General features: G+C 64.4%; 21 protein-coding genes and 1 pseudogene. 13 read left to right on the forward strand and 9 right to left on the reverse strand.

Annotated features, from left to right (window positions below):
* Nucleotides 1–41 precede the first annotated feature (41 nt).
* Nucleotides 42–1,127, reverse strand: coding sequence for a hypothetical protein (locus ACSBOX_RS14070; RefSeq protein WP_442542994.1), 1,086 nt, complete (start codon nt 1,125–1,127; stop codon nt 42–44).
* A gap of 100 nt (nt 1,128–1,227) precedes the next feature.
* On the reverse strand, nt 1,228–2,151 hold the full coding sequence (locus ACSBOX_RS14075) for a hypothetical protein (RefSeq protein ID WP_442542995.1): 924 nt from the start codon (nt 2,149–2,151) through the stop codon (nt 1,228–1,230).
* Nucleotides 2,152–2,472: 321 nt separating this feature from the next.
* Between ACSBOX_RS14075 and ACSBOX_RS14080 the strand changes: the two genes are divergently transcribed.
* The 5 genes from ACSBOX_RS14080 to ACSBOX_RS14100 all read left to right on the forward strand — a co-directional run bounded on the left by ACSBOX_RS14080 (nt 2,473) and on the right by ACSBOX_RS14100 (nt 4,879).
* Nucleotides 2,473–2,946 carry a DUF805 domain-containing protein gene (locus ACSBOX_RS14080; protein WP_442542996.1) on the forward strand — a complete coding sequence of 158 codons (474 nt, stop codon included), beginning with the start codon at nt 2,473–2,475 and terminating at the stop codon, nt 2,944–2,946.
* 277 nt (nt 2,947–3,223) lie between these two features.
* Nucleotides 3,224–3,478 carry an ASCH domain-containing protein gene (locus ACSBOX_RS14085; protein ID WP_442546035.1) on the forward strand — a complete coding sequence of 85 codons (255 nt, stop codon included), beginning with the start codon at nt 3,224–3,226 and terminating at the stop codon, nt 3,476–3,478.
* Between the two features lie 9 nt (nt 3,479–3,487).
* Nucleotides 3,488–3,946, forward strand: coding sequence for a phosphotransferase (locus ACSBOX_RS14090; protein WP_442542997.1), 459 nt, complete (start codon nt 3,488–3,490; stop codon nt 3,944–3,946).
* 27 nt (nt 3,947–3,973) lie between these two features.
* On the forward strand, nt 3,974–4,246 hold the full coding sequence (locus ACSBOX_RS14095) for a hypothetical protein (protein WP_442542998.1): 273 nt from the start codon (nt 3,974–3,976) through the stop codon (nt 4,244–4,246).
* 108 nt (nt 4,247–4,354) lie between these two features.
* The gene (locus ACSBOX_RS14100; protein ID WP_442542999.1) at nt 4,355–4,879 is read left to right on the forward strand and encodes an AAA family ATPase; all 525 of its coding nucleotides are present in this window, start codon (nt 4,355–4,357) and stop codon (nt 4,877–4,879) included.
* Nucleotides 4,880–5,263: 384 nt separating this feature from the next.
* Here ACSBOX_RS14100 and ACSBOX_RS14105 read toward each other — a convergent pair whose 3' ends face one another.
* Nucleotides 5,264–6,334: a hypothetical protein gene (locus tag ACSBOX_RS14105; protein ID WP_442543000.1), complete on the reverse strand. Its 1,071-nt coding sequence runs from the start codon at nt 6,332–6,334 to the stop codon at nt 5,264–5,266.
* Between the two features lie 490 nt (nt 6,335–6,824).
* Here ACSBOX_RS14105 and ACSBOX_RS14110 point away from each other — a divergent pair, with 490 nt between their 5' ends.
* The gene (locus ACSBOX_RS14110; RefSeq protein WP_442543001.1) at nt 6,825–7,040 is read left to right on the forward strand and encodes a helix-turn-helix domain-containing protein; all 216 of its coding nucleotides are present in this window, start codon (nt 6,825–6,827) and stop codon (nt 7,038–7,040) included.
* A 273-nt stretch (nt 7,041–7,313) separates the two neighbouring features.
* On the opposite strand, the gene ACSBOX_RS14115 is transcribed toward ACSBOX_RS14110, so the two are convergent.
* Both ACSBOX_RS14115 and ACSBOX_RS14120 read right to left on the reverse strand, forming a co-directional pair.
* Nucleotides 7,314–7,664, reverse strand: a complete 351-nt coding sequence (locus ACSBOX_RS14115) for an ArsR/SmtB family transcription factor (protein WP_442543002.1) — start codon at nt 7,662–7,664, stop codon at nt 7,314–7,316.
* A gap of 56 nt (nt 7,665–7,720) precedes the next feature.
* Nucleotides 7,721–8,461, reverse strand: a complete 741-nt coding sequence (locus ACSBOX_RS14120) for an aquaporin (RefSeq protein ID WP_442543003.1) — start codon at nt 8,459–8,461, stop codon at nt 7,721–7,723.
* 45 nt (nt 8,462–8,506) lie between these two features.
* On the opposite strand from ACSBOX_RS14120, the gene ACSBOX_RS14125 reads away from it, so the two are divergent.
* From ACSBOX_RS14125 to ACSBOX_RS14155, 7 genes are all read left to right on the forward strand, one after another.
* Nucleotides 8,507–9,181 (forward strand): metalloregulator ArsR/SmtB family transcription factor, encoded by a 675-nt coding sequence (locus ACSBOX_RS14125; RefSeq protein WP_442543004.1) that lies wholly within the window; start codon nt 8,507–8,509, stop codon nt 9,179–9,181.
* Between the two features lie 157 nt (nt 9,182–9,338).
* Nucleotides 9,339–9,761 (forward strand): arsenate reductase ArsC, encoded by a 423-nt coding sequence (locus ACSBOX_RS14130; RefSeq protein WP_442543005.1) that lies wholly within the window; start codon nt 9,339–9,341, stop codon nt 9,759–9,761.
* A gap of 37 nt (nt 9,762–9,798) precedes the next feature.
* A complete protein-coding gene (gene trxB, locus ACSBOX_RS14135; protein WP_442543006.1) occupies nt 9,799–10,800 on the forward strand; it encodes a thioredoxin-disulfide reductase in 1,002 nt (333 codons plus the stop codon).
* 177 nt (nt 10,801–10,977) lie between these two features.
* Nucleotides 10,978–12,351 carry an FAD-dependent oxidoreductase gene (locus ACSBOX_RS14140; RefSeq protein ID WP_442543007.1) on the forward strand — a complete coding sequence of 458 codons (1,374 nt, stop codon included), beginning with the start codon at nt 10,978–10,980 and terminating at the stop codon, nt 12,349–12,351.
* 53 nt (nt 12,352–12,404) lie between these two features.
* Nucleotides 12,405–13,076, forward strand: coding sequence for an arsenate reductase ArsC (locus ACSBOX_RS14145; RefSeq protein WP_442543008.1), 672 nt, complete (start codon nt 12,405–12,407; stop codon nt 13,074–13,076).
* Nucleotides 13,073–13,495: an arsenate-mycothiol transferase ArsC gene (locus ACSBOX_RS14150; RefSeq protein ID WP_442543009.1), complete on the forward strand. Its 423-nt coding sequence runs from the start codon at nt 13,073–13,075 to the stop codon at nt 13,493–13,495. Before ACSBOX_RS14145 ends, ACSBOX_RS14150 begins: the two co-directional genes overlap by 4 nt.
* 45 nt (nt 13,496–13,540) lie before the next feature.
* Entirely contained in the window at nt 13,541–14,083 is a 543-nt protein-coding gene (locus ACSBOX_RS14155) for a DinB family protein (protein ID WP_442543010.1), read from the forward strand.
* 204 nt (nt 14,084–14,287) lie between these two features.
* Here the strand turns inward: ACSBOX_RS14155 and ACSBOX_RS14160 are convergent.
* The 4 genes and pseudogenes from ACSBOX_RS14160 to ACSBOX_RS14175 form a co-directional block, all read right to left on the reverse strand.
* Nucleotides 14,288–14,920 (reverse strand): annotated as a pseudogene (locus ACSBOX_RS14160) (HAD family hydrolase); the annotation flags it as partial.
* Nucleotides 14,898–15,611, reverse strand: coding sequence for a hypothetical protein (locus ACSBOX_RS14165; RefSeq protein ID WP_442543011.1), 714 nt, complete (start codon nt 15,609–15,611; stop codon nt 14,898–14,900). The gene ACSBOX_RS14165 and the pseudogene ACSBOX_RS14160, both read right to left, overlap by 23 nt.
* Before the next feature lie 91 nt (nt 15,612–15,702).
* Entirely contained in the window at nt 15,703–15,897 is a 195-nt protein-coding gene (locus ACSBOX_RS14170; protein ID WP_442543012.1) for a hypothetical protein, read from the reverse strand.
* Between the two features lie 27 nt (nt 15,898–15,924).
* On the reverse strand, nt 15,925–19,173 hold the full coding sequence (locus tag ACSBOX_RS14175; protein WP_442543013.1) for an RHS repeat domain-containing protein: 3,249 nt from the start codon (nt 19,171–19,173) through the stop codon (nt 15,925–15,927).
* Nucleotides 19,174–19,643: the final 470 nt, after the last annotated feature.

Genomic DNA, 19,643 nt, shown 5'->3' on the forward strand with positions numbered 1-19,643 from the left:
GGGCCGGATGCCGTTTCCGGCACCCGGCCCCCTCGACCGGATTAGCCGCCGATGATGCTGGCGGTGCCGGCGTTGGCGCCCAGGTTCACGTTCAGGTTCGACGCCGAAGCGATGGACCCGTGGTTGGTGTTGGTGCCGTTGGTGTTGTTCTGTACGGTGCCGGCGATACCGGCGTTCGCGCCCACGTTCAGACCGAGGTTCGAGGCCGAAGCGACAGACCCGCGGCTGGTGTTCATGCCGTTGGTGCTCTTCACCGTGCTAGCCACACCTGCGTTCGCGCCTACGTTCAGGCCGAGGTTCGTGGCCGAAGCAACAGACCCTCGGTCAGCGTTCCAGCCGTTGGTGCCGTTGGTGTTGTTCTGGACCGTGCTGGCGATGCCGGCGTTGGCGCCCAGGTTCACACCGAGGTTCGACGCCGAAGCGACGGACCCACGGTTGGTGTTGGTGCCGTTGGTGTTGTTCTGCACCGTGCTGGCGACCCCGGCGTTCGCACCCACGTTCAGACCGAGGTTCGAGGCCGAAGCGACAGACCCACGGTTGGTGTTGGTGCCGTTGGCGTTGTTCTGGACCGTGCCGGCAACCCCCGCGTTCGCGCCCAGGTTCACACCGAGGTTCGAGGCCGAAGCGACAGACCCGCGGTTGGTGTTGGTGCCGTTGGCGTTGTTCTGGACCGTGCCGGCAACCCCCGCGTTCGCGCCCAGGTTCACACCGAGGTTCGAGGCCGAAGCAACAGACCCGCGGTCAGCGTTCCAGCTGCTGGTGCCGGTCGTGCCGGCCGTGCTGTGCTGCACCGTGCTGGAAACTCCAGCGCCGGCACCGATGTTCACACCGAGGTTCGAAACGCCCCCGAAGTTCCCGCGGCCGGTGTTCCAGCCGCTGGTGCCGGTCGTGCCGGTCGTGCTGTGCTGGAGCATGCCGGACAGGCCGGCGCCCAGGTTCACACCCAGGGCAGAGGCGATGCTGTCCCGGTTGTTCATGGACGAGTTGGAGCTGACGCTGGACCCGGCATGGGTGCCCAGGTCCTGGTGGGTGCCGGTGTCGGCCGAAGCCATTCCGGCTCCGGCGCCGAGCACAAGGACTCCGCCGGCGAAAGCGGTGCAAAGGGTCTTACGGACGAATGATTTCATGACTGTTTTTCCTCACGTGAAATGAATAATGAACCGGCAAGAGGCCGGTTATGCCTGCAGGCGTGCCGCGGTAAAGCAAGGCGCGGACGCAAGGGCGTCATCAATCGGGTGAGAAACCTGTCTCCTGTGCAGGTGCCCCGGGTAGCACGAAGCTGAAAAGGGAGCCGACCCCGTCCCGGGTCACAGGCAGAACGAAACGGTAGCCAAGATCGGCGACAGCTCCCTGGCCTGCCGGGCCTGGATTGCCGGCCCCGGACTGGCCCTGGCCGCCCGCGTTGGACACCGGCGCGGGAACCTCGAAGGGATCCACCCCGCCGGGCGCCGGGGGCGGATCCTGAAGGGGGGCACCCTGACCGGCCATGGAGAACGACGGGGACGAGTGTCCGCGGGCAGGACTGTCAGCGAAGGACGCCGGAAGAGTGGCCGCCGGGACTGCGCCAGAACCCTCGGTAGCGGGTTGCCGGGGCGGCAAAGCACCCTCAGCGGTCCCGCTGACAGGGGTTTCAACCGCCCCGGCGGCGGTAGGAAGGGAAGCCACCGGCGGGGCAATCACACCGGTAAGCGGCTGTTGAAGAGGGGCTACGATCTTCAACACGTTGTCCGTCAGCCTGTTGACCGGCCCGGAAACCGGCTGGAGAGCATCCGGGACCAATTGCGTGACCGGGGCAACGACAGGCGCGGCAATCGCGTCGGTTAGGGCAGGAACCGCCTCCGTGAGCTGCCGGGCCAAACCCGCCACGGGTGCCACGGTAGACGAAACGGCATCCGACGCAGACGGAACGGGCGACGCGGACGGAAGGGTCGGCGTCGGGGGCTGGGCCGGAGTGAGAAGCGATGTCACCGGTCCGGCAAGGGAAGGCAGCAGGCCGCCAGCGGCAGCAGGCTGGCTCGATGAGCCATCGGCGGGGCTTATTTCAGCCGCGTGAGCGGAGCCGGCACCGAAAATCAGCCAGATCACCACGAACAATCCGCTGACCAACAGCAAGCGGACAGCCGAAAGAGGATTGATGCCTACCCGGTCCATCCCACCTCCAATCAGCCGACTGCCGCGATAGCCGTCGCCCTCCCCCCATGCGCTGGAGCGCTCAAAAGCCTGGGAAGTGGTCGCGGTTTCACAAGGGATTCGGTGACGCGCGGCGCTCGGATGGGTCGCTCTTCAAATAAGCACTCAAAGTCGTGGCGGAGCGCCCTGGTTTCGGTTCTCGGCACGAATGAAGTGCTTCAACGTTCGAGAGCGATCGCAAGTTCCGACACGCCGTACCGAAATTTCATCTGCGGTACAACTTGACGGGTGGTTTGGCCCCCTACGATAAAGCGTCATTACTCGTCTATTTAGGAGATCCATTTGTCGTACCAGCAGCAACAGACCGCCCAGTTTGGCAGTGCCGTCCCGCTTTGGGCCCCCTACTACGGTGCGCCTATCGGCGAGGCAGCACGCCGGTTCTTCAAGAAGTACGCCACCTTCACTGGCCGGGCCAGCCGCAGCGAGTACTGGTGGTGGATGCTTATCTCCCTGGTCGTGAGCATCGTTCTGAACATCATCATGTCAGTGGCCGGGTCCGCGGGTGCGACCGTCAATGACTCCGGCGCCACGGTCCCAGGGCCGGGCATGATGGTCGGTGTCATTCTTCTCGTCATCTGGGGACTGGCCGTCATCGTCCCGTCCCTGGCGCTCACGGTCCGCCGACTCCACGATGTGAACTTCAGCGGCTGGATGATCCTGATCGGCCTCGTCCCGTTCCTCGGTGGACTGGCCCTGCTCATCTTCTCGATCCTGCCGTCCAAGCCGGAAGGCCAGCGGTTCGACGTCCCCGCTTAAGTCCACACCAAAGGACAAACTGAAGGGCCACTCGCGTGACGCGAGTGGCCCTTCGGTGTTCCGATGGAGAAGTAGCCTCATGGCTCGGGGCTTAGGATTTTCAGATGCTATCTCCAGACGATATTGCCGGCCTGACGGTCGAAGCGTACGGGTTTCCGGGCTCCCTGCGAGATGAACTCGTGGGCGCGATCCTTGACGGACGGAAGACGGCGACGACCTCGCTCCTCGTCCAATACAAGAGGGCCAGCTATTGCCGGTCGTCGGTGAACGCGGCGTGGTGGTTGATTCGTCAGGGCTACCCGTTTGCATCACGGAAGTTACCGAGGTTCGCGTAGTGTCCCTCGGTGCCGTTGATGCAGCTCACGCGATCGACGAAGGCGAGGGTTACCAAGGAGTCTCCGACTGGCGCGTAGGCCACGAGGAATTCTGGCATAGCGCCGACTTTCGGGCGGCCCTGCGTGATCCCACTTTTACGGTCTCGGACTCGACTGAAACTGTTTTGGTGCGTTTCCGCGTAGCCCTCCAGAGCTAGCATCGAGCAATGGATGCCGAGCAGATACTCGAAGGCGGCAATGTCAGCGATGCTGTCGTACGCATTGGATCGACTGTCCGTAAGCCGTGGATGGACTCGACACCGAGCGTCTTCGAGTTCATGAAAGCTGTGAGGAAAGCTGGCGTCGACGTGCCAGCGGTCCTAGGCCAGGATGAGCAGGGCCGGCAAATCACCGAGTTCATTCCGGGGCGACTCGCGCTCGGGTCAGATCCACTCACGCATTCGGAACTTCATCGCGTCGGAGCGATGGTGCGCGCGATCCACGACGCGAGCGCGGCATTCGTTCCCCCGCGTGACGCGCGATGGACCGTGGCGATCCCATCGCCAGGCGAAGAGTTGATCTGCCATAACGACCTGGCGCCATGGAACCTCATCATCGGTGATCGTTGGACGTTTATCGATTGGGACGCAGCCGCACCGAGCACCCGACTGTGGGACCTGGCCTAGGCCGCTCAAGCATTCGCGCTCTCGGACATGAACCAGGAGCCGGAGGAAGCCGCGCACAATCTGACGGCCTTCATTGGTGGGTACGATGCGGATCGACACATGCGCGAGCAACTACCGGAAGCGATGTCCCAGCGCGCCGCGGCGATGTATCACCTTCTGAAGTCTTCCCATGACTCGGGGCATGAACCGTGGGGCTCGATGTACATCGAAGGCCATGGGAACCACTGGCGGGCTGCGACCGCATACGTAGAGCGTCATCGGGATCTTTGGTCCGAAGCGCTTCTCACGTCGCCACGCTGAGGCGGTGCGTTGCCGCGGCTTCGAGAAGATGTTGCCGAAGCTATCGCGCGCCCTCTCCAGGTACGCGATTCACCGGAAATGATCCTTGGCTGCGCTACAGTTCCGTCCATGATCATTTGGCTCAACGGCACCCACGGGGCGGGAAAGACGACGACGAGCGCGCTCGTGCAGCAATTGCTGCCCGACGCGCGCGTCCTTGACGCTGAAAAGGTCGGTGAAGTGCTCATGGACATCAAGCCGGGACTTCCTGCAACGGACAACTTCCAGCACTGGGAGCCCTGGCGACCACTCGTCGTCGAGACCGCCCGGCGCGTGCTCGAGTTTGCTGGTGGCACACTCGTGATGCCGATGACTGTCCTGGTCGAGAGCTACTGGCGGGAGATCAGCGATGGCCTTACCGGGCACGGCATCCCGATCCAGCACTTCGTGCTCCACGCGGACCAGGCCACGCTCCGCGAACGCATACAGAACGACAAAGACCTCGGTCCCTCGACTTTCCGCTTCGCATACCTGGAGCCATACGCCGATGCAGCCCGTACTTGGCTGCACGATGAAGCCGAGGTCATCGACACCACGCACATCACACCGGACCAAGCCGCGCAGCAGATTGCGGACTCGGTGCTTGGCCGCTGAGAGCACGGAACAACCTACAGGTTTGAGTCGGGTGAGGGGTCCCCTGGCGGACCATCCTCACATCGACGAAAACGGGGTTCTGCTCTTCGGTTTCCTCGGTGCCGTCCAGCTCAAAGCCATTGCGTCGGTAGAAAGCCTTGGCCCTTTCGTTCGTCTTCTCGACCCAGAGAATGCCAGGGTCGGCGCCGAGTGTGGAGTCGAAGGCCCTATTCCTGACACAGCCTCAGCTCAACGCCGCGAGAGGGAGCCGCGCGACTCTTCTCCCCTCCTACCTGGCAACACCCCCGCACTGGGCTAGAGGATGAGAGCTCGGGCCTGGCCGGGAACGACGGCGCGGCACCTCCCAAGGAAGGTACCGCGCGGATTTCGTCTTCGGACCCGAACCTACTGTGCGCTCGTGAAGAGCAGGCCCTTCGGGTGGATCGAGGACAGACCCTGGACCGGTGTGAGCGATCCGGTCGAGAGGTCCAGCGTCGCGAGGTAGTCCGGGGCGGCATCCGGCGTCACGGTCGAAAGTGCCTGGCCAGCCGCGAACGGTCCGGTCACGGAGAGTACCGTGTTGTGGTCGGGGTCGGTGATCCATAGTGTTTGCCGTGACGTCGTCGCGAAGGCGGTGTCGTCGACTTGCTGGCTGAGGTTGAGCACCTGAAGCGACTGCTGCGGGGTCCCGGCGCGGTCCGCGAAGATCAGCTGCTGGTCGCCCTGTGAGGCAAGCGCGAACTGGTTCTTGAAGCGGGGGCTAGCAGCCGGGACCACCGTCGCGGAGTCAGGGTCGGTCAGGGCAAGGGTCGTGGTCCCTGTCGAACCGGCGTTGGCGACGGTTGCCGTGGCGTTGTCGGTGAAGACCGGGGCCAGCGCGGCTGTTGAGCCGCTCAGCGTTGCTCGGTAGATGGCCGGCCCGGTGGTGTCGGCCGGGTTCGAGGCGGTGATGAAGATCTTGCCCTGGTAGATCGTGGCGGTGTCCGTGCCGCCCCCATGCGTCAATCCGGTGTAGGCGAAGTCCTTCACGGCGGCGGCGCCGGCGGACGGTGTCACGGTGTGGAAGGAAGAATTGCCGTCCTCGTTCGTTGTCACCAACAGCCTTTGGCCTGCCTCGTCAGCGTGCAGCCCGTCGATCTTGCCCGTGATCGTCCAGGACGCGCCTGGGGTTCCGTCGAGGGAGTACTGCTGGATCGTGCTTGCGGTTGCACCGCTCGTGGAGGGTTCGCCCATCGGGCCGACGCCGTTCTGGAAGGCCACGTAGATGTTGTTGCCAAGGCGCGTGATGTCATCCGGCTTGCTCTCGCTGCCGACAGCAGCGAAGGACTTGACCGTGTAGGGAGACGCCGGGGTGGCGTTGGCCGGGACGGCGTTGGCCGGGGAGGCGTTGGCCGGGACGGCGGTGCAGCTCAGGAGGACTGCGGCGGAGAGTGCAGCGCCGAACATGAAGGGTTTGCGGGAAGGTCTGATGTCCATGGTTAAGTTCCTCAGTGTCATAGTCGATTCCCCATCGGGGCAATCATCCGGCCACCGCATGGATGCGACATTACGCGGAGATGAACGCAGGACGGCCGCTCGCTGGGAGACGCTCCCGGAACGCCTCTCTCCACACCTTCAAAACGAAAGAGCCCCTGATCTGCGTTTCCGCAGCTCAGGGGCTCTTTTTGGTAGGGCTACTCGGACTTGAACCGAGGACCTTAGGAGAATGATTTCGCATTTTTCATTAGTATTCGGTGGATACTAAAAATGCCTAGATTCCGCGGCAGAATGGGCCAAACGAGTGCTTTGAGCGCTCATCATTTTCCGTTACGCTTCGTTGTTTCCGGTGGGTAAACGGTGGGCGAAATGCCGTTATAGGGTTCAACCCGCGCCAACGGTCATGCTGTCTCGTTCTCGCGCCTCCATGAAGTACGAACACAGCTGGCGCTTCCGCCGGCGACTAACAGCGGACAATACGGGGACACCAATGAAAACGACGCCAGAACGCAGCGAAACACTGGAAACGGCCGAAGAACAATGGCTGAGCCCAAGGGACATTTGCGCCGAGTTACACATTCCTGAACAGACCTTCTACCAGTGGCGGGTGAAGCACATTGGTCCCCGCGCCTACCGGATCGGCCGACACCTACGGATCAGCCGAAGCGACTTCAACTCGTGGTTGTCTTCGCACGCGGAAGATTAGATCTCGCGTCTTCGCTTTTTGTCATTCTGATCCTCGATGATTGCTGGGCGGGTCCTTCGCGCAACCAGGGCGCTTTGCGCCCGCTCGCAATTCAAAAACTTCGTTCGGCGCTCCGCTTATTTCCTCGCGAATTTTTTGAATCGCGCCCGGTTCCCCAAGTTGCACTCCGACCCCTCATGCCCAGCAGCGGTCCCCGTATCAGAACGACTCAGACATCCAATGGCGGCGGAGGGAAATGGAACATCCTTGGGCCCTCGAGGCGAGCCGGCGGCGTCATAGTTTCGTCAGGATGCCCGCGACCTGGTCCAGGGCGCCCGGGACCAAGGAGTAGTAGGCCCATGTGCCGCGCTTTTCGCGGTGCAGCAGCCCGGCGTCGACCAGGATCCTCAGGTGGTGGGACACCGTGGGCTGGCTCAGATCCAGGGGTTCAATGAGGTCGCAAGCGCAGGTCTCGCCGGAGGATTCGGCCTTGATGATGGAAAGCAGCCGCAGCCGGTTCGGATCCGCCAGCGCCTTGAAGACCACAGCCTGCTGTTTCGCCTCTTCGGCGCCCAGGGCCGGAGGTCCGGCCGGCGTGCAGCAGGTTTCGTCCGTTACCGGTTCGAGGATGGGCAGCGCGTTCATCTACCCATTATGCCCGAATATTGACCACCATCAATGTATATCGCCGGTCCTGAAATCTAAGAGCCGGCCTTCTCCATGGAATGCGGTAGGACGACGTCGTCCGCGTTGCGCGAAGCGACGGGGAACAGAACGGCGAGGAGGCCGAGCCCCAGTGCGGCGCCGATCAGCTGTGCAAGGACGAAGCCAGGGACAGAGGCTGGGGCGATGCCGGCGAAGGTGTTGCTGAAGATGCGCCCGACCGTCACGGCGGGGTTCGCGAACGAGGTCGAGGACGTGAACCAGTACGCGGCCCCGATATAGGCGCCCACCGCGGGGGCCGCGAGGGCGCCGCGGTTGGTGGAGGCCAGGGCGAAGATCAGCACGATCAGCCCGGCCGTGGCGACTACCTCGCCTAGCAGGTGCCCGCCGGTGGCTCGCTCCTTGACCGAGATGGAAGTCCCGACGTCGAACATGGCGTTCGCAAGGACGCTGCCGCCGACCGCACCGACAACCTGCGCGACCACGTAGGTGCCCAGCTCGGCCAGGGTCAGGCCGGTGCGGCTGCGCCTGCCCAGGAACCAGTCCGCGGCAGAGACCACCGGGTTGAAGTGCGCGCCGCTCACGGGCCCGAAGACGAGGATCAGCACCGTCAACCCCAGCACCGTCGCTGTGCTGTTCTCCAGCAACTGCAGGCCCACGTCATTCGGGGACAGCTGCTGCGCGGCGATCCCGGAGCCGACGACGATGGAAACAAGCAGGCAGGTGCCGAGAAGTTCGGCGACGGCGCGGCGCCACAACGGCGGCTGGTGTGAAGTCATGGAAACAGCTTGACCGATGAAAGTAACTCAGTCAAAATTGAATCAATGAATATTGAGCAAACTGACGCTTTCCGGGCGCGGGTCGCCAAGCATGCCGCCCTCGCCGATCCCGCGCGCCTGCGCATCGTGGACCTGCTGACCCTGGGCGACCTGTCCCCCACGGAGCTGCAGTCCGAACTCGGGATGCCCTCGAACCTGTTGTCCCACCATCTGCGCACCCTGGAAGACGCCGGGCTGGCGACCCGCCACCGCTCGGAGGCCGACAAACGGCGCAGTTACTTCCGGCTCGCCCCCGGCGCCCTCGATGGACTGACGCCGGGTCGCGAACACGGCGCCCGGCGTGTCCTGTTTGTCTGCACGCGCAACAGCGCCCGCTCCCAGCTGGCCGCAGCACTCTGGCGGCAGGCCAGCGACATTCCCTCGGCCTCGGCAGGGACGCACCCCGCCGAGCGCATCGCCCAGGGTGCCATCGACGTCGCCCGCCGCTACGGCCTCGAGCTTGCAGGCGTGACCCCGCGCCAGCTGGACCAGGTCGCGCGGGAGGAAGACCTCGTCGTCACCGTGTGCGACAACGCCCACGAGGAACTCCCAGGCCTGCGCGGCATCCACTGGTCCGTCCCGGACCCCCTCCGCCTGAACACCGAGGAGGCTTTCGAGAACGCCTTCACCGACATCTCCCACCGCATCAATGACCTCGCACCCCGCCTCCACGCCGTCTGAACCCACCCGGGCCATATATTGACAATCATCGATGTATCGGTCGATACTTCCATACATCGACAAACATCAATATCTAGGCAGTGCGGCAAAGGTGCGGGCACGATGACCATCAACCAGACCGAATCCCACCACCACAACTGATCCAGGAGAAAAGCCCGTGAGCACCGAAACCATCAAGAAGCCCTCCGTCCTGTTCGTCTGCGTCCACAACGCCGGCCGTTCCCAGATGGCCGCAGCCTTCCTGACCACCCTGTCCGAGGGGGCCATCGAGGTCCGTTCCGCCGGTTCCCAGCCCGCGGACAAGGTCAACCCCGCCGCGGTCGAAGCCATGGCCGAATTGGGCATTGACATGTCCGCCGAGATCCCGAAGGTCCTCACCACCGAGGCCGTGAAGGAATCCGACGTCGTCATCACGATGGGCTGCGGCGATGAATGCCCGTATTTCCCCGGCAAGCGCTACGAGGACTGGGTCCTGGAAGACCCTGCCGGGCAGGGCGTGGACGCCGTCCGCCCCATCCGCGACGAGATCAAGACCCGGATCGAGGGCCTCATCGAGTCCCTGATCCCGGCCGCCAAGTAACCCGCCCCGCGTATACCGAGTCCCAGGAGGGCCTTTCGTGAGCACCGACGCCATTAGCGATGTCCGTACCGAACAGCTGATCATCATAGGCTCCGGCCCTGCCGGCTACACGGCCGCGATCTACGCCGCCCGGGCCGGGCTGGCCCCGCTGGTCCTGGCAGGATCCGTCACGGCCGGGGGCGCGCTGATGAACACCACGGAGGTGGAGAACTTCCCCGGTTTCCCTGCCGGCGTGCAGGGCCCGGAGCTCATGGACGGGCTGCAGGAACAGGCCGAACGCTTCGGCGCCCGCATCGTGTTCGACGACGTCACCGAGGTGGACTTGGCCGGGCACCTCAAGCGCGTGGTCACCGGCGCCGGTAAAACCCACGAGGCCCCTGCGGTGATCCTGGCCACCGGTTCGGCCTACAAGGAACTGGGCCTGCCCGAGGAGAAGAAGCTCAGCGGCCACGGGGTGTCCTGGTGCGCCACCTGCGACGGGTTCTTCTTCCGCGAACAGGACATCATCGTCGTCGGCGGCGGCGACTCCGCCATGGAAGAAGCCACCTTCCTGACCCGCTTCGCCCGGTCCGTGACCGTCGTCGTGCGCAGGGGTGAACTCCGGGCCTCCCGGATCATGGCCCAGCGCGCCAAGGACAACCCGAAGATCAGCTTCGCCTGGAACTCGGCCATCACCAGGATCCACGGCGACGCCAAGGTCACCGGCGTCACCCTCATCGACACCCTCACCGGCGAAACCCGGGAGCAGGCCGCCACCGGAATCTTCGTCGCGATCGGGCACCTGCCGCGCACCGAACTCGTCGCCGGGCAGGTGGAGCTCGACGCCGAGGGCTACATCAAGGTCGACTCCCCCACCACCGTCACGAACCTCACGGGCGTCTTCGCGTGCGGCGACGCCGTGGATCACCGCTACCGGCAAGCCATCACGGCCGCCGGCACCGGCTGCGCCGCCGCCCTGGACGCCGAACGCTACCTGGCCGCGCTGGAGGACGCGGACAGCATCGCCACCGCACTGGTCGAAGAACCGACCCACGTCTGACCCCGGGGAGGGAAAGGGGGTGAACCGGATGAACACAGGATGCTGCGGCGATGGCTGCTGCGACGAGAACGATCCGGACTGCTGCTGAACAGCACCACCCCGGCCTGCCGGACCCACAACGATCCGGCAGGCACCCCGACCCGAACCGCCACACCAACGGAGAAGAAAGAGGACAGCATGGATTCAGTGAAGAACCTTCCCGTCGCCGTCATCGGCGCCGGCCCCGTCGGACTCGCCACCGCGGCCCACCTGCTCGAGCGCGGCCTGGAACCGGTGATCTTCGAACAGGGCCCGACTGCTGGCGCCGCGATCGAACAATGGCGGCACATCCGGCTCTTCTCACCGTGGCGGTTCAACCTCGACGCCCCGGCCGTCCGCCTGCTCGAGCCAACCGGCTGGGAAACACCGCGCCTCACGGCGCTCCCGTATGGCGGGGAACTGATCGATGACTACCTCACCCCTCTGGCCGCGACACCGGAGATCGCCTCCCGTCTTCAGACCCGCGCCCGCGTCATGGCCGTGACACGTCAGGGTCTGGACAAAACCCATGTCCGGGACCGCGACACGACCCCCTTCATCGTCCGGGTCGATCACGACGGGGAGGTCCGGGACCACACCGTGGCAGCCGTCATCGACGCCTCCGGGACCTGGTCCACCCGCAACCCGCTCGGCACCTCGGGCCTTCCGGCCATCGGCGAGAACATCGCCACAGAGCGGATCTCCTCGCCCCTGCCCGACGTCCTCGGCCGGGACCGGGAGTCCTTCGCCGGCCGCCGGGTCCTGGTCGTCGGGGCCGGGCACTCGGCAGCGAACACCCTGATCAACCTCGCGGACCTCGCCAAGGAAGCACTTGGAACCACGATCCTCTGGGCCGTCCGCGGCGCGTCCGCGGAGAAGGTCTACGGCGGCGGCGAGCCCGACGGCCTGCCCGCCCGCGGACAACTCGGATCCAGGCTCCGCCGCCTCGTCGAGGCCGGAACCATCGAACTGTACACCGGATTCGGCATCGCCTCGCTCAAGACGCTCGAAACGCAGGTGAGCATTGAAGCCGTCGACGGCCGCACCCTGGACGCCGACGTCGTTGTGCCCTGCACCGGATTCCGTCCGGACCTGGAGATCCTGCGCGAACTCCGGCTCAACCTGGACCCTGCCGTCGAGGCCCCGACGGAGCTCGGACCGTTGATCGACCCCGAATTCCACTCCTGCGGCACCGTCCCCCCACACGGGGCAAAGCTGCTGGCGCACCCGGAGAGGGACTTCTACATCGTGGGCATGAAGTCTTATGGTCGGGCACCGACTTTCCTGCTGGCCACCGGCTACGAACAGGTCCGCTCTGTCGCCGCCTCCCTCGCAGGGGATATGGCCTCAGCCGACACCGTCCACCTGGAGCTACCGGAAACCGGGGTCTGTTCCACCGACGCCGGCACCAGCTGCGACGTCCCCGCCCCGGGCACTGCATCAGCGCAGGACGCCGGGTGCTGCGCCGCGCCCGAGCCGGTGCTTGTCGGGTTCCCCACCGGGCTGACCCATGGCCGTTCCGGCGGACTCTGACCACAACTACAAATGTTCACACCGTGCCGGACCCACCCCAAGGGAGTACTGCCATGACCGAACAACAGGAAACAACGCTGGGACTGCAGGACAACACCGAAGTCCTTCACCGGATCAGCCAACGCCTTGCCGACCGGTTCGCCGGGATCTTCGCCGCCGAAACCGTTGAACGCTACGTCTTCGAGTCCTACACCGCCCTGGCAAGGACGGCGAAGATCAGCGCCTACCTGCCCGCGACCACCGAGCACTTCGCCAACGACCGGCTGGCCGCCCTGGCCACATCCAAGGGCTCGATCGTCTCCGAAGTCCCCGAGGTGCTGTTCGTCTGCGTGCAGAACGCCGGACGCTCCCAGATGGCCGCCGCCCTGCTCAACGTTGAAGCCAAGGGCAGGATCCGGGTCCGCTCCGCCGGGTCCATGCCCGCCTCCGAACTCGACCCCACCGTCCTCACGGCCATGTCCGAGATGGGACTGGACCTGTCCAAGGACTACCCCAAGCCCCTCACTGACGACGTCGTGCGCGCCTCCGACGTCGTGATCACCATGGGTTGCGGGGACTCCTGCCCGATCTACCCGGGCAAACGCTACGAAGACTGGGAACTTACCGACCCCGCTGGCCAGTCCCTGGAGACCGTCCGGGTGATCCGCGACGAAATCCACGACCGCATCAAAACCCTCGTGGCCTCGCTCCTGGCCACGGAACAGAAGGAAGAAACCTCGGCATGACCGAAACCACCCACACCCCTGCCGTCCTGTTCGTCTGCAGCAAGAACGGCGGCAAGTCCCAGCTCGCCGCCGGGCTCATGCGCGACCTGGCCGGAGACACCGTCGCGGTCTACTCTGCCGGAACCAAACCCGGAAACTCCCTGAACCCGGAATCCGTGGAATCCCTGAACGAACTCGGCATCGATGTCACCGGCGAGCACCCCAAACCCGTCACCGACGAGGTCCTCGAGGCCGTCGACGTCGTGGTTGTGCTTGGCACCGAAGCCAAGCTGGATGCCCCTGCCGGGAAGCGCTTTGAAATCTGGGAAACCGACGAACCCTCCGTCCGCGGCATCGAAGGCATGGAACGCATGCGTCTGGTCCGCGACGACATCAAGGCCCGCGTCCAAAAGCTCCACGCCGAACTCGCCGACAAGTAGACGGCCGGCGTTTCCTCGGTCACCGAGTCGGAGGACACTGGAGCCATGGATCCGACCCGGGAAGCGACTCTTGACGGATACAACCGTGCTTGCCGGGAGCTGACCGGCTGGCTGGAGACCGCGACCCTCTCGGACCTGCGGCGCAAAAGCGACGGGACCCGCTGGACCAACGAGGAACTCCTCTTCCACATGGTCTTTGGCTACATGATCGTCCGCGCGCTCCTGCCATTGGTCCGGGTCTTCAGCCGCCTACCCCGCCCCTGGGGCAGAGGCTTCGCCGCAATGTTGAACGCAGCGACGGTCCCGTTCGACGTCGTGAACTACTGGGGATCGCGGGCGGCCGCCCTAATCTACAACCGGCACCGGATGAACCGGAAACTCCAGAAGACAATCACGGCCCTGGCCCGACGCCTCGAACGCGAAACCGCAAGGTCCTTGGTCAGATCGATGCCCTTCCCCACCCGGTGGGATCCCTTCTTCACAACCGCCATGACACTGGCGGAGGTCTACGCCTACGCCACCCAGCATTTCGACTTTCATGCCAAACAGCTGAGCCTCAGCCGATCCGATACGCAGCCCTCGATCTGACCCAGCCGCCGGGTCTCGTACCGATCCTGACCTTGCCCGTTCCGCACTGGGACTCCGACCGGCCCGCCCTGGCGCAGCTGAGGGCGCTGCAAAACCGGATGCCGATCCCTCTGGCCTGGCAAGATCGACGCCTGGCCTGCCCCACGGGCGGTCCGGGACGGTGTCCTTTGGGAGTCGTCCAGGCAACCGTTGGGAAGTCATCTTCTATCTGAGCAATTGCGCCAGTGAGGCGATCTCGCGCCCGGCAAAGCCGTCCGCTGATTCCGCGGCACGGTTCAGCCACACGCCCTTGAGCCCCGCCGCGGAGGCGCCTTCCGCGTCGAGAAGGCGGCTGTCGCCCACGAACAGGGTTTCGTTCGGAGCGATGCCGAGTTGGCGGACCCCTTCCAGGTAAATGGCGGGGTCCGGCTTGGGCACGCCCGCGGTATCCGTTCCCACCAGCACGGAAATCCGTTCCAGGCCAGCGGTGTCCAGCTTGGCGCGCTGGTGGGCATGGACGTTGTTGCTCACTGCGCCGAACGGAATACCAGCGGCCGCCAAGACATCCAGGACCGGGGCGACGTCGTCGAAAGCCCGCACGTAGCCTGGCTGACGCAGTGAGTAATCTTCCAGCCAGAGATTGGCTTCCTCACCTTCGGCCAACTCAACGCCGAACTCACGCAGTGCCGCACGACCACGCAAGAGACGCTGTTCCTTGAAGTTCAGCTCTCCGGCCAGGTAGCGGTCAAAATAGCGGACTGTTTCATGGGTGAAGAAGCGGGCGAATTTCTCCCATCCGGCGGAGTCAAGGCCGGGCAGGAGGTGCTGGCTGGCGTCACGCAATGCGGTCGTTACGGCGGAGCTTGAACCGTCCGCGGTAGGGGTTGTAGTAGCGGGCGCCCATTTTGATCCGGTTGGTGGAGGCTTCGTAGTAGCCGCCGGCGTATTGCCAGGGGTTGTTGGCGGCCTGGGTGCCGGTGCTGGTGGCGTTGCCCCAGGAGTCGTAGGAGTAGGTGGCTGCTTTGGCATGGGTGCTGTCGGTGAGCAGGATGATGGAGCCGAGGGCGTCGGTGGTGTAGTAGAAGGATCCGGCGCTGGTGCGCATGCTGATCAGGTTACCCTCCGGGTCGCGGATGAACGAGGTGGTTGCCCCGCCGCTGCTTTGCTGGGTGATGCCCAGGGTGCCGTTGAGGAAGCTGGTGGAGCCGGAGGTGAGCCGTTCATCGTTGCGGGGTCCGGCGTAGGTGAAGGTCGTGGTGATGCCTGCGTTGACGTTGGAGGTGAACTGGTCGAACACGTTGTAGGCCTGGGTGGTGGGCCCGGAGAGGGTGGCGTTTCCGTCCCCGTCGTAGGAGTAGGTGGTGGAGCCTCCCGGCGGGGCGGAGCAGGTCCCGGCGCTGGGCCCGGCCCAGCAGAGTTCGTCGGCGGCGTTGTAGGCGTTGTAGACGGTGGCGGTACCGGTGCGGGCCTGGGTGGCCTGCTTTGCGAGTTCGTTCCAGAGCCGCTCGTTGGTGTACGCCGTGGATTTAAGAGCATGGGCCAACTCCATGCCGCTTCAAGCCCGCTTGTGCCGTGGCTCACACCGGGCAGTCATCAATGCCCAGAAAAACATGAACAGCGAAGACGCAGTGGTGCCATCACTAATGTGCAACCGTAAAAACATGAAGCACCAGAGCAATCAACGAAATCGTGAGGAGCGACAGAAGTGCTGTATATGGTCCGCGATTGTGTTTGAAACTCATCTTCTGCCCAGGGCGCCGCACAACCATGAAACCGAAAACGGCAAAGACACCCAACAGTCCGATGATGCCTATCAACTCAAAAGCAGTGAACATGGCGCCCCTCGCGTCGTGGTCTTGATGTCATCTCAGAGCGCCCACGAGAGCAGCTGCCCCAAACCCGGCCAAGCCGGTGACACCTCCCCCTAAACAGTGGCCGGCGTAGGCTCCTGCACTACTACTCTGGCCTGTCAAACTGTCACTCGCGGCCGTTGTTACCAACCCCGCCACGCAACCAATGGCAAAGGACGCAACAAGCCCAACTCCGGTCGAATCAATAAGGCCTTGGGCTAGAACGCCGCCAAATACGCTGACTGCACCTCCGACGATGTCCGGTCCTGCAGAATTCGTGAAGTCGCTCCAAAAATCGAGCCCGGATGGGTCTGTGTTGTTGATGGGGTTGGCCCCGGCGTAGAGGTAGCGGTTGGCTTCTTGGCCGGAGGGGTCGGTTTGGGTGAAGCGGCCGCGGTAGGGGTTGTAGTAGCGGGCGCCCATTTTGATCCGGTTGGTGGAGGCTTCGTAGTAGCCGCCGGCGTATTGCCAGGGGTTGTTGGCGGCCTGGGTGCCGGTGCTGGTGGCGTTGCCCCAGGAGTCGTAGGAGTAGGTGGCTGCTTTGGCCTGGGTGCTGTCGGTGAGCAGGATGATGGAGCCGAGGGCGTCGGTGGTGTAGTAGAAGGATCCGGCGCTGGTGCGCATGCTGATCAGGTTACCCTCCGGGTCGCGGATGAACGAGGTGGTTGCCCCGCCGCTGCTTTGCTGGGTGATGCCCAGGGTGCCGTTGAGGAAGCTGGTGGAGCCGGAGGTGAGCCGTTCATCGTTGCGGGGTCCGGCGTAGGTGAAGGTCGTGGTGATGCCTGCGTTGACGTTGGAGGTGAACTGGTCGAACACGTTGTAGGCCTGGGTGGTGGGCCCGGAGAGGGTGGCGTTTCCGTCCCCGTCGTAGGAGTAGGTGGTGGAGCCTCCCGGCGGGGCGGAGCAGGTCCCGGCGCTGGGCCCGGCCCAGCAGAGTTCGTCGGCGGCGTTGTAGGCGTTGTAGACGGTGGCGGTACCGGTGCGCGCGTCGGAGGTGCGGTTGCCGTTGGCGTCGTAGCCCCAGGTGTCCGTGGTTGTCCCTATGCTGTCGGTCTTGAGCCGGAGCCGGTTGTCGTAGGTGTAGCTGGTGGTGGTGGTTCCGTCGTTCATGGAGGCCCGCAGGTCTCCGTCATGTCCGCCGGTGATGGTGTTGTAGGTGTAGACGCGGGTGGCCAGGGTGGCGCCGGTGCTGTTGGTCGCGGTGATCGATTTGATTCGTGAGGCGTTGTCGTACACGGTCGTGTTCTTGACCCCGTTGGGGTAGCTGGTGCTGGTGCGGTGGTTGGCGGTGTCGTAACCGAAACCGCTGCACCCGGTGCTGTTGGGGAAGACCGGCGTGGCGGGGCAGGATCCGCCGGGCTCGGCGAGTTTGACCAGCCGGTTCGCAGGGTCGTAGGCGTAGGTCACGGTGCCGGTCGGATCCGTGAAGGACAAGACGTTGGAGGCCCCGTCGTAGGTGACGGAGCTCGTGACGTTCCCGCCGGTCTTCTTGGAGATAAGCCGGTTCTGGCTGTCGTGGACATAGGTGGTGGTGCCGGAAGCATCTGTCCGGGAATCCAGCATTCCGGCCCCGTCGTAGGTGAAGGTGACACAGGTGGCCGGGACACAGGAGGATCCGTATTGGATCTGCTGGAGCCGGTCGTTGTCGTCGTACATGTAGGTGGCGGTCTGCCCGTTGCCGTCCTTGGAGGTCAGCAGCCGGCTCGCGTTATCGAAGGTGTTGGTGGTCACGCCGAGCGGTGCGGGGCGGGTGACCGTGACCGGGTCGGCGTAGGAGTAGGTGTAGCTGGTGATGTTGCCGTTGTTGTCGCGGTAGGTGCACAGCTGCCCGTTCCAGGCGTTGCAGTTCGTGTTCTCCGCGTCGGCCTGGTAGTTGCGCAGGGTGTAGGACCCGTCCGCGTAGGTGGTCCTGTACACGAAAGCGATGTTCGTGTCATAGGTGTAACCAGTGGCGTTGGTCTCCGCATCAGCGGAGGAAGTAGGGCGGATGCTGGTGTTGGTGGCGTAGGTGAAGGTGTTGCTTCCTCCGCTGCCGCCGGTGGCTCCTGCCGGTGCGGTGATCTGCGTGACGAAGTTGGCCCCGTTGTAGGTGGCGGTGGTGGCGTTGCCCAGGGCGTCGGTGGACTTGGTCTGGTTGTCGTGGGTGTCGAAGACTGACTGCAGGTTGTTGCCGTTGGCGTCCTTGACGCTGGTGACCTGGTTGCTGGTGTTGAAGGTGTAGACGGCCTGGTGCCCGTTCGGGTCGGTGACCGTGGTGGCCCCGGTGCCGTAGGACGGGGTCCAGTCTCCCTGGTCGTTGGTGTTGTAGGCGTAGCTGATCTTCGCGATGCGCCCGCTGCTGTCGTAGGTCAGCTTCGTGTAGTTCGACATCCCGTCTTCGACTTGGGAGATCTTCCCGGCCGCGTTGTAGCTGAAGGTGAGGGTGTCCTGCGTGGCATCGGTGATCGAGGACATCGCCCCGCCGGGCCCGCCGTAGGCGATGCTGATGCTCCGGCCCAGGGAGTTATCGGTGATGCTCGAGGGCTGGGAAGCGTTGTTCGGGTCCGTGTACGCGTAGGAGACCGTCCGGTTCTCCGTGTCCGTGGTGTGGTCCAGCAGGCCGTTGGCGTTGTAGAAGTAATCGACCGCGAAGATCACCCCGCCGTACGGGTTGTTCGTGTTCGTCAGCACCAGGTTGTTCCCGGAGAGCTGGTATTGGTTTGTCAGCAGCGAATCATTGAACTGCAGCGAGAAGGCCGTGCCGTTGCCACTCAGCGCCGTGAGTGTGGCGCGGATTCCCGGGGGTGTGATGAAGCCGCCCGCGCCGTCGGGCGTGAAGGTGTACCAGCCACCGTCGTCGGCCACATAGGTATACGCCCCGGTGCCGGGCCCGGTCATCAAGGTGGTTTCCTGGGTGCCGACGTTCAGGGTGGGGCGGATGTCGGTGAGGCTGTTGTACCGCCAGCCCACGTTCACGTCCAGCAACGCCCCCTGCACGTGCAGCAGTCCGCCGGTCAGCACGGCATTGCCGTTCGTCGGATTCAGCGAAAGCTTCGCCAGATCCGTGAGCTGGTGATCGATCATCGACGCCGCCCCGCGCGAACCCGCAGGAGCACCGTTGCCCGTGGCCGGGGCCAGTGCCACGGCGGCCGTCAGCGGTGCCGGCTTCGGGGCCGGTCCGTTCCTGAAGTTCTGCGGGACCGGCTTCTTCGGCTGCGCAACCGTGGGCAGTTTCTTCGCCGCCGCCGGTTTACCCGGAGCCGCTGCGGCAGCCTTCCCCATCGGGGATGGTGACGGTGATGGTGGCGGGGTTGTGGCCTGTGCGGGCACGGCCAGCCCCGTCAGAACGACGGATGAAAGAACCAGACCAGAAAAAAGAGACCGTAAAGCAGCCATGCTTCGCCCCCGAATTTATGTGCTCCCCAGTGAGCATCTTTTGCGCCCTCAGTGAGCACGGGATGATCATCATGCTTACTAAACCCGGAAATCAAGAGCCAACTACCGGGAATTTTCCCGGCGGACGACAGTGCGGGCCGCTTCCGCTCCGCCTCGCATCGCGGATGTGACAGAGGCGTCCCCAAAAGCCTTGGTGACCCAGGCAAGACACCGGCGTTCGACGTTTCCCCTTGTCAGAAACGCAATGCTTCCGGACGCCGACCTGTCCGCCATGCCCGGAGGGGTGGGTCGCGACGCTCATGAATCTCGCGTATTTGACGCTAGTTTATGATCCTGTCAATAATAGTTAACCTGTT

It is taken from the genome of Arthrobacter sp. KN11-1C (assembly GCF_052180225.1).
In the GTDB taxonomy this organism is placed as follows: Bacteria; Actinomycetota; Actinomycetes; order Actinomycetales; family Micrococcaceae; genus Arthrobacter.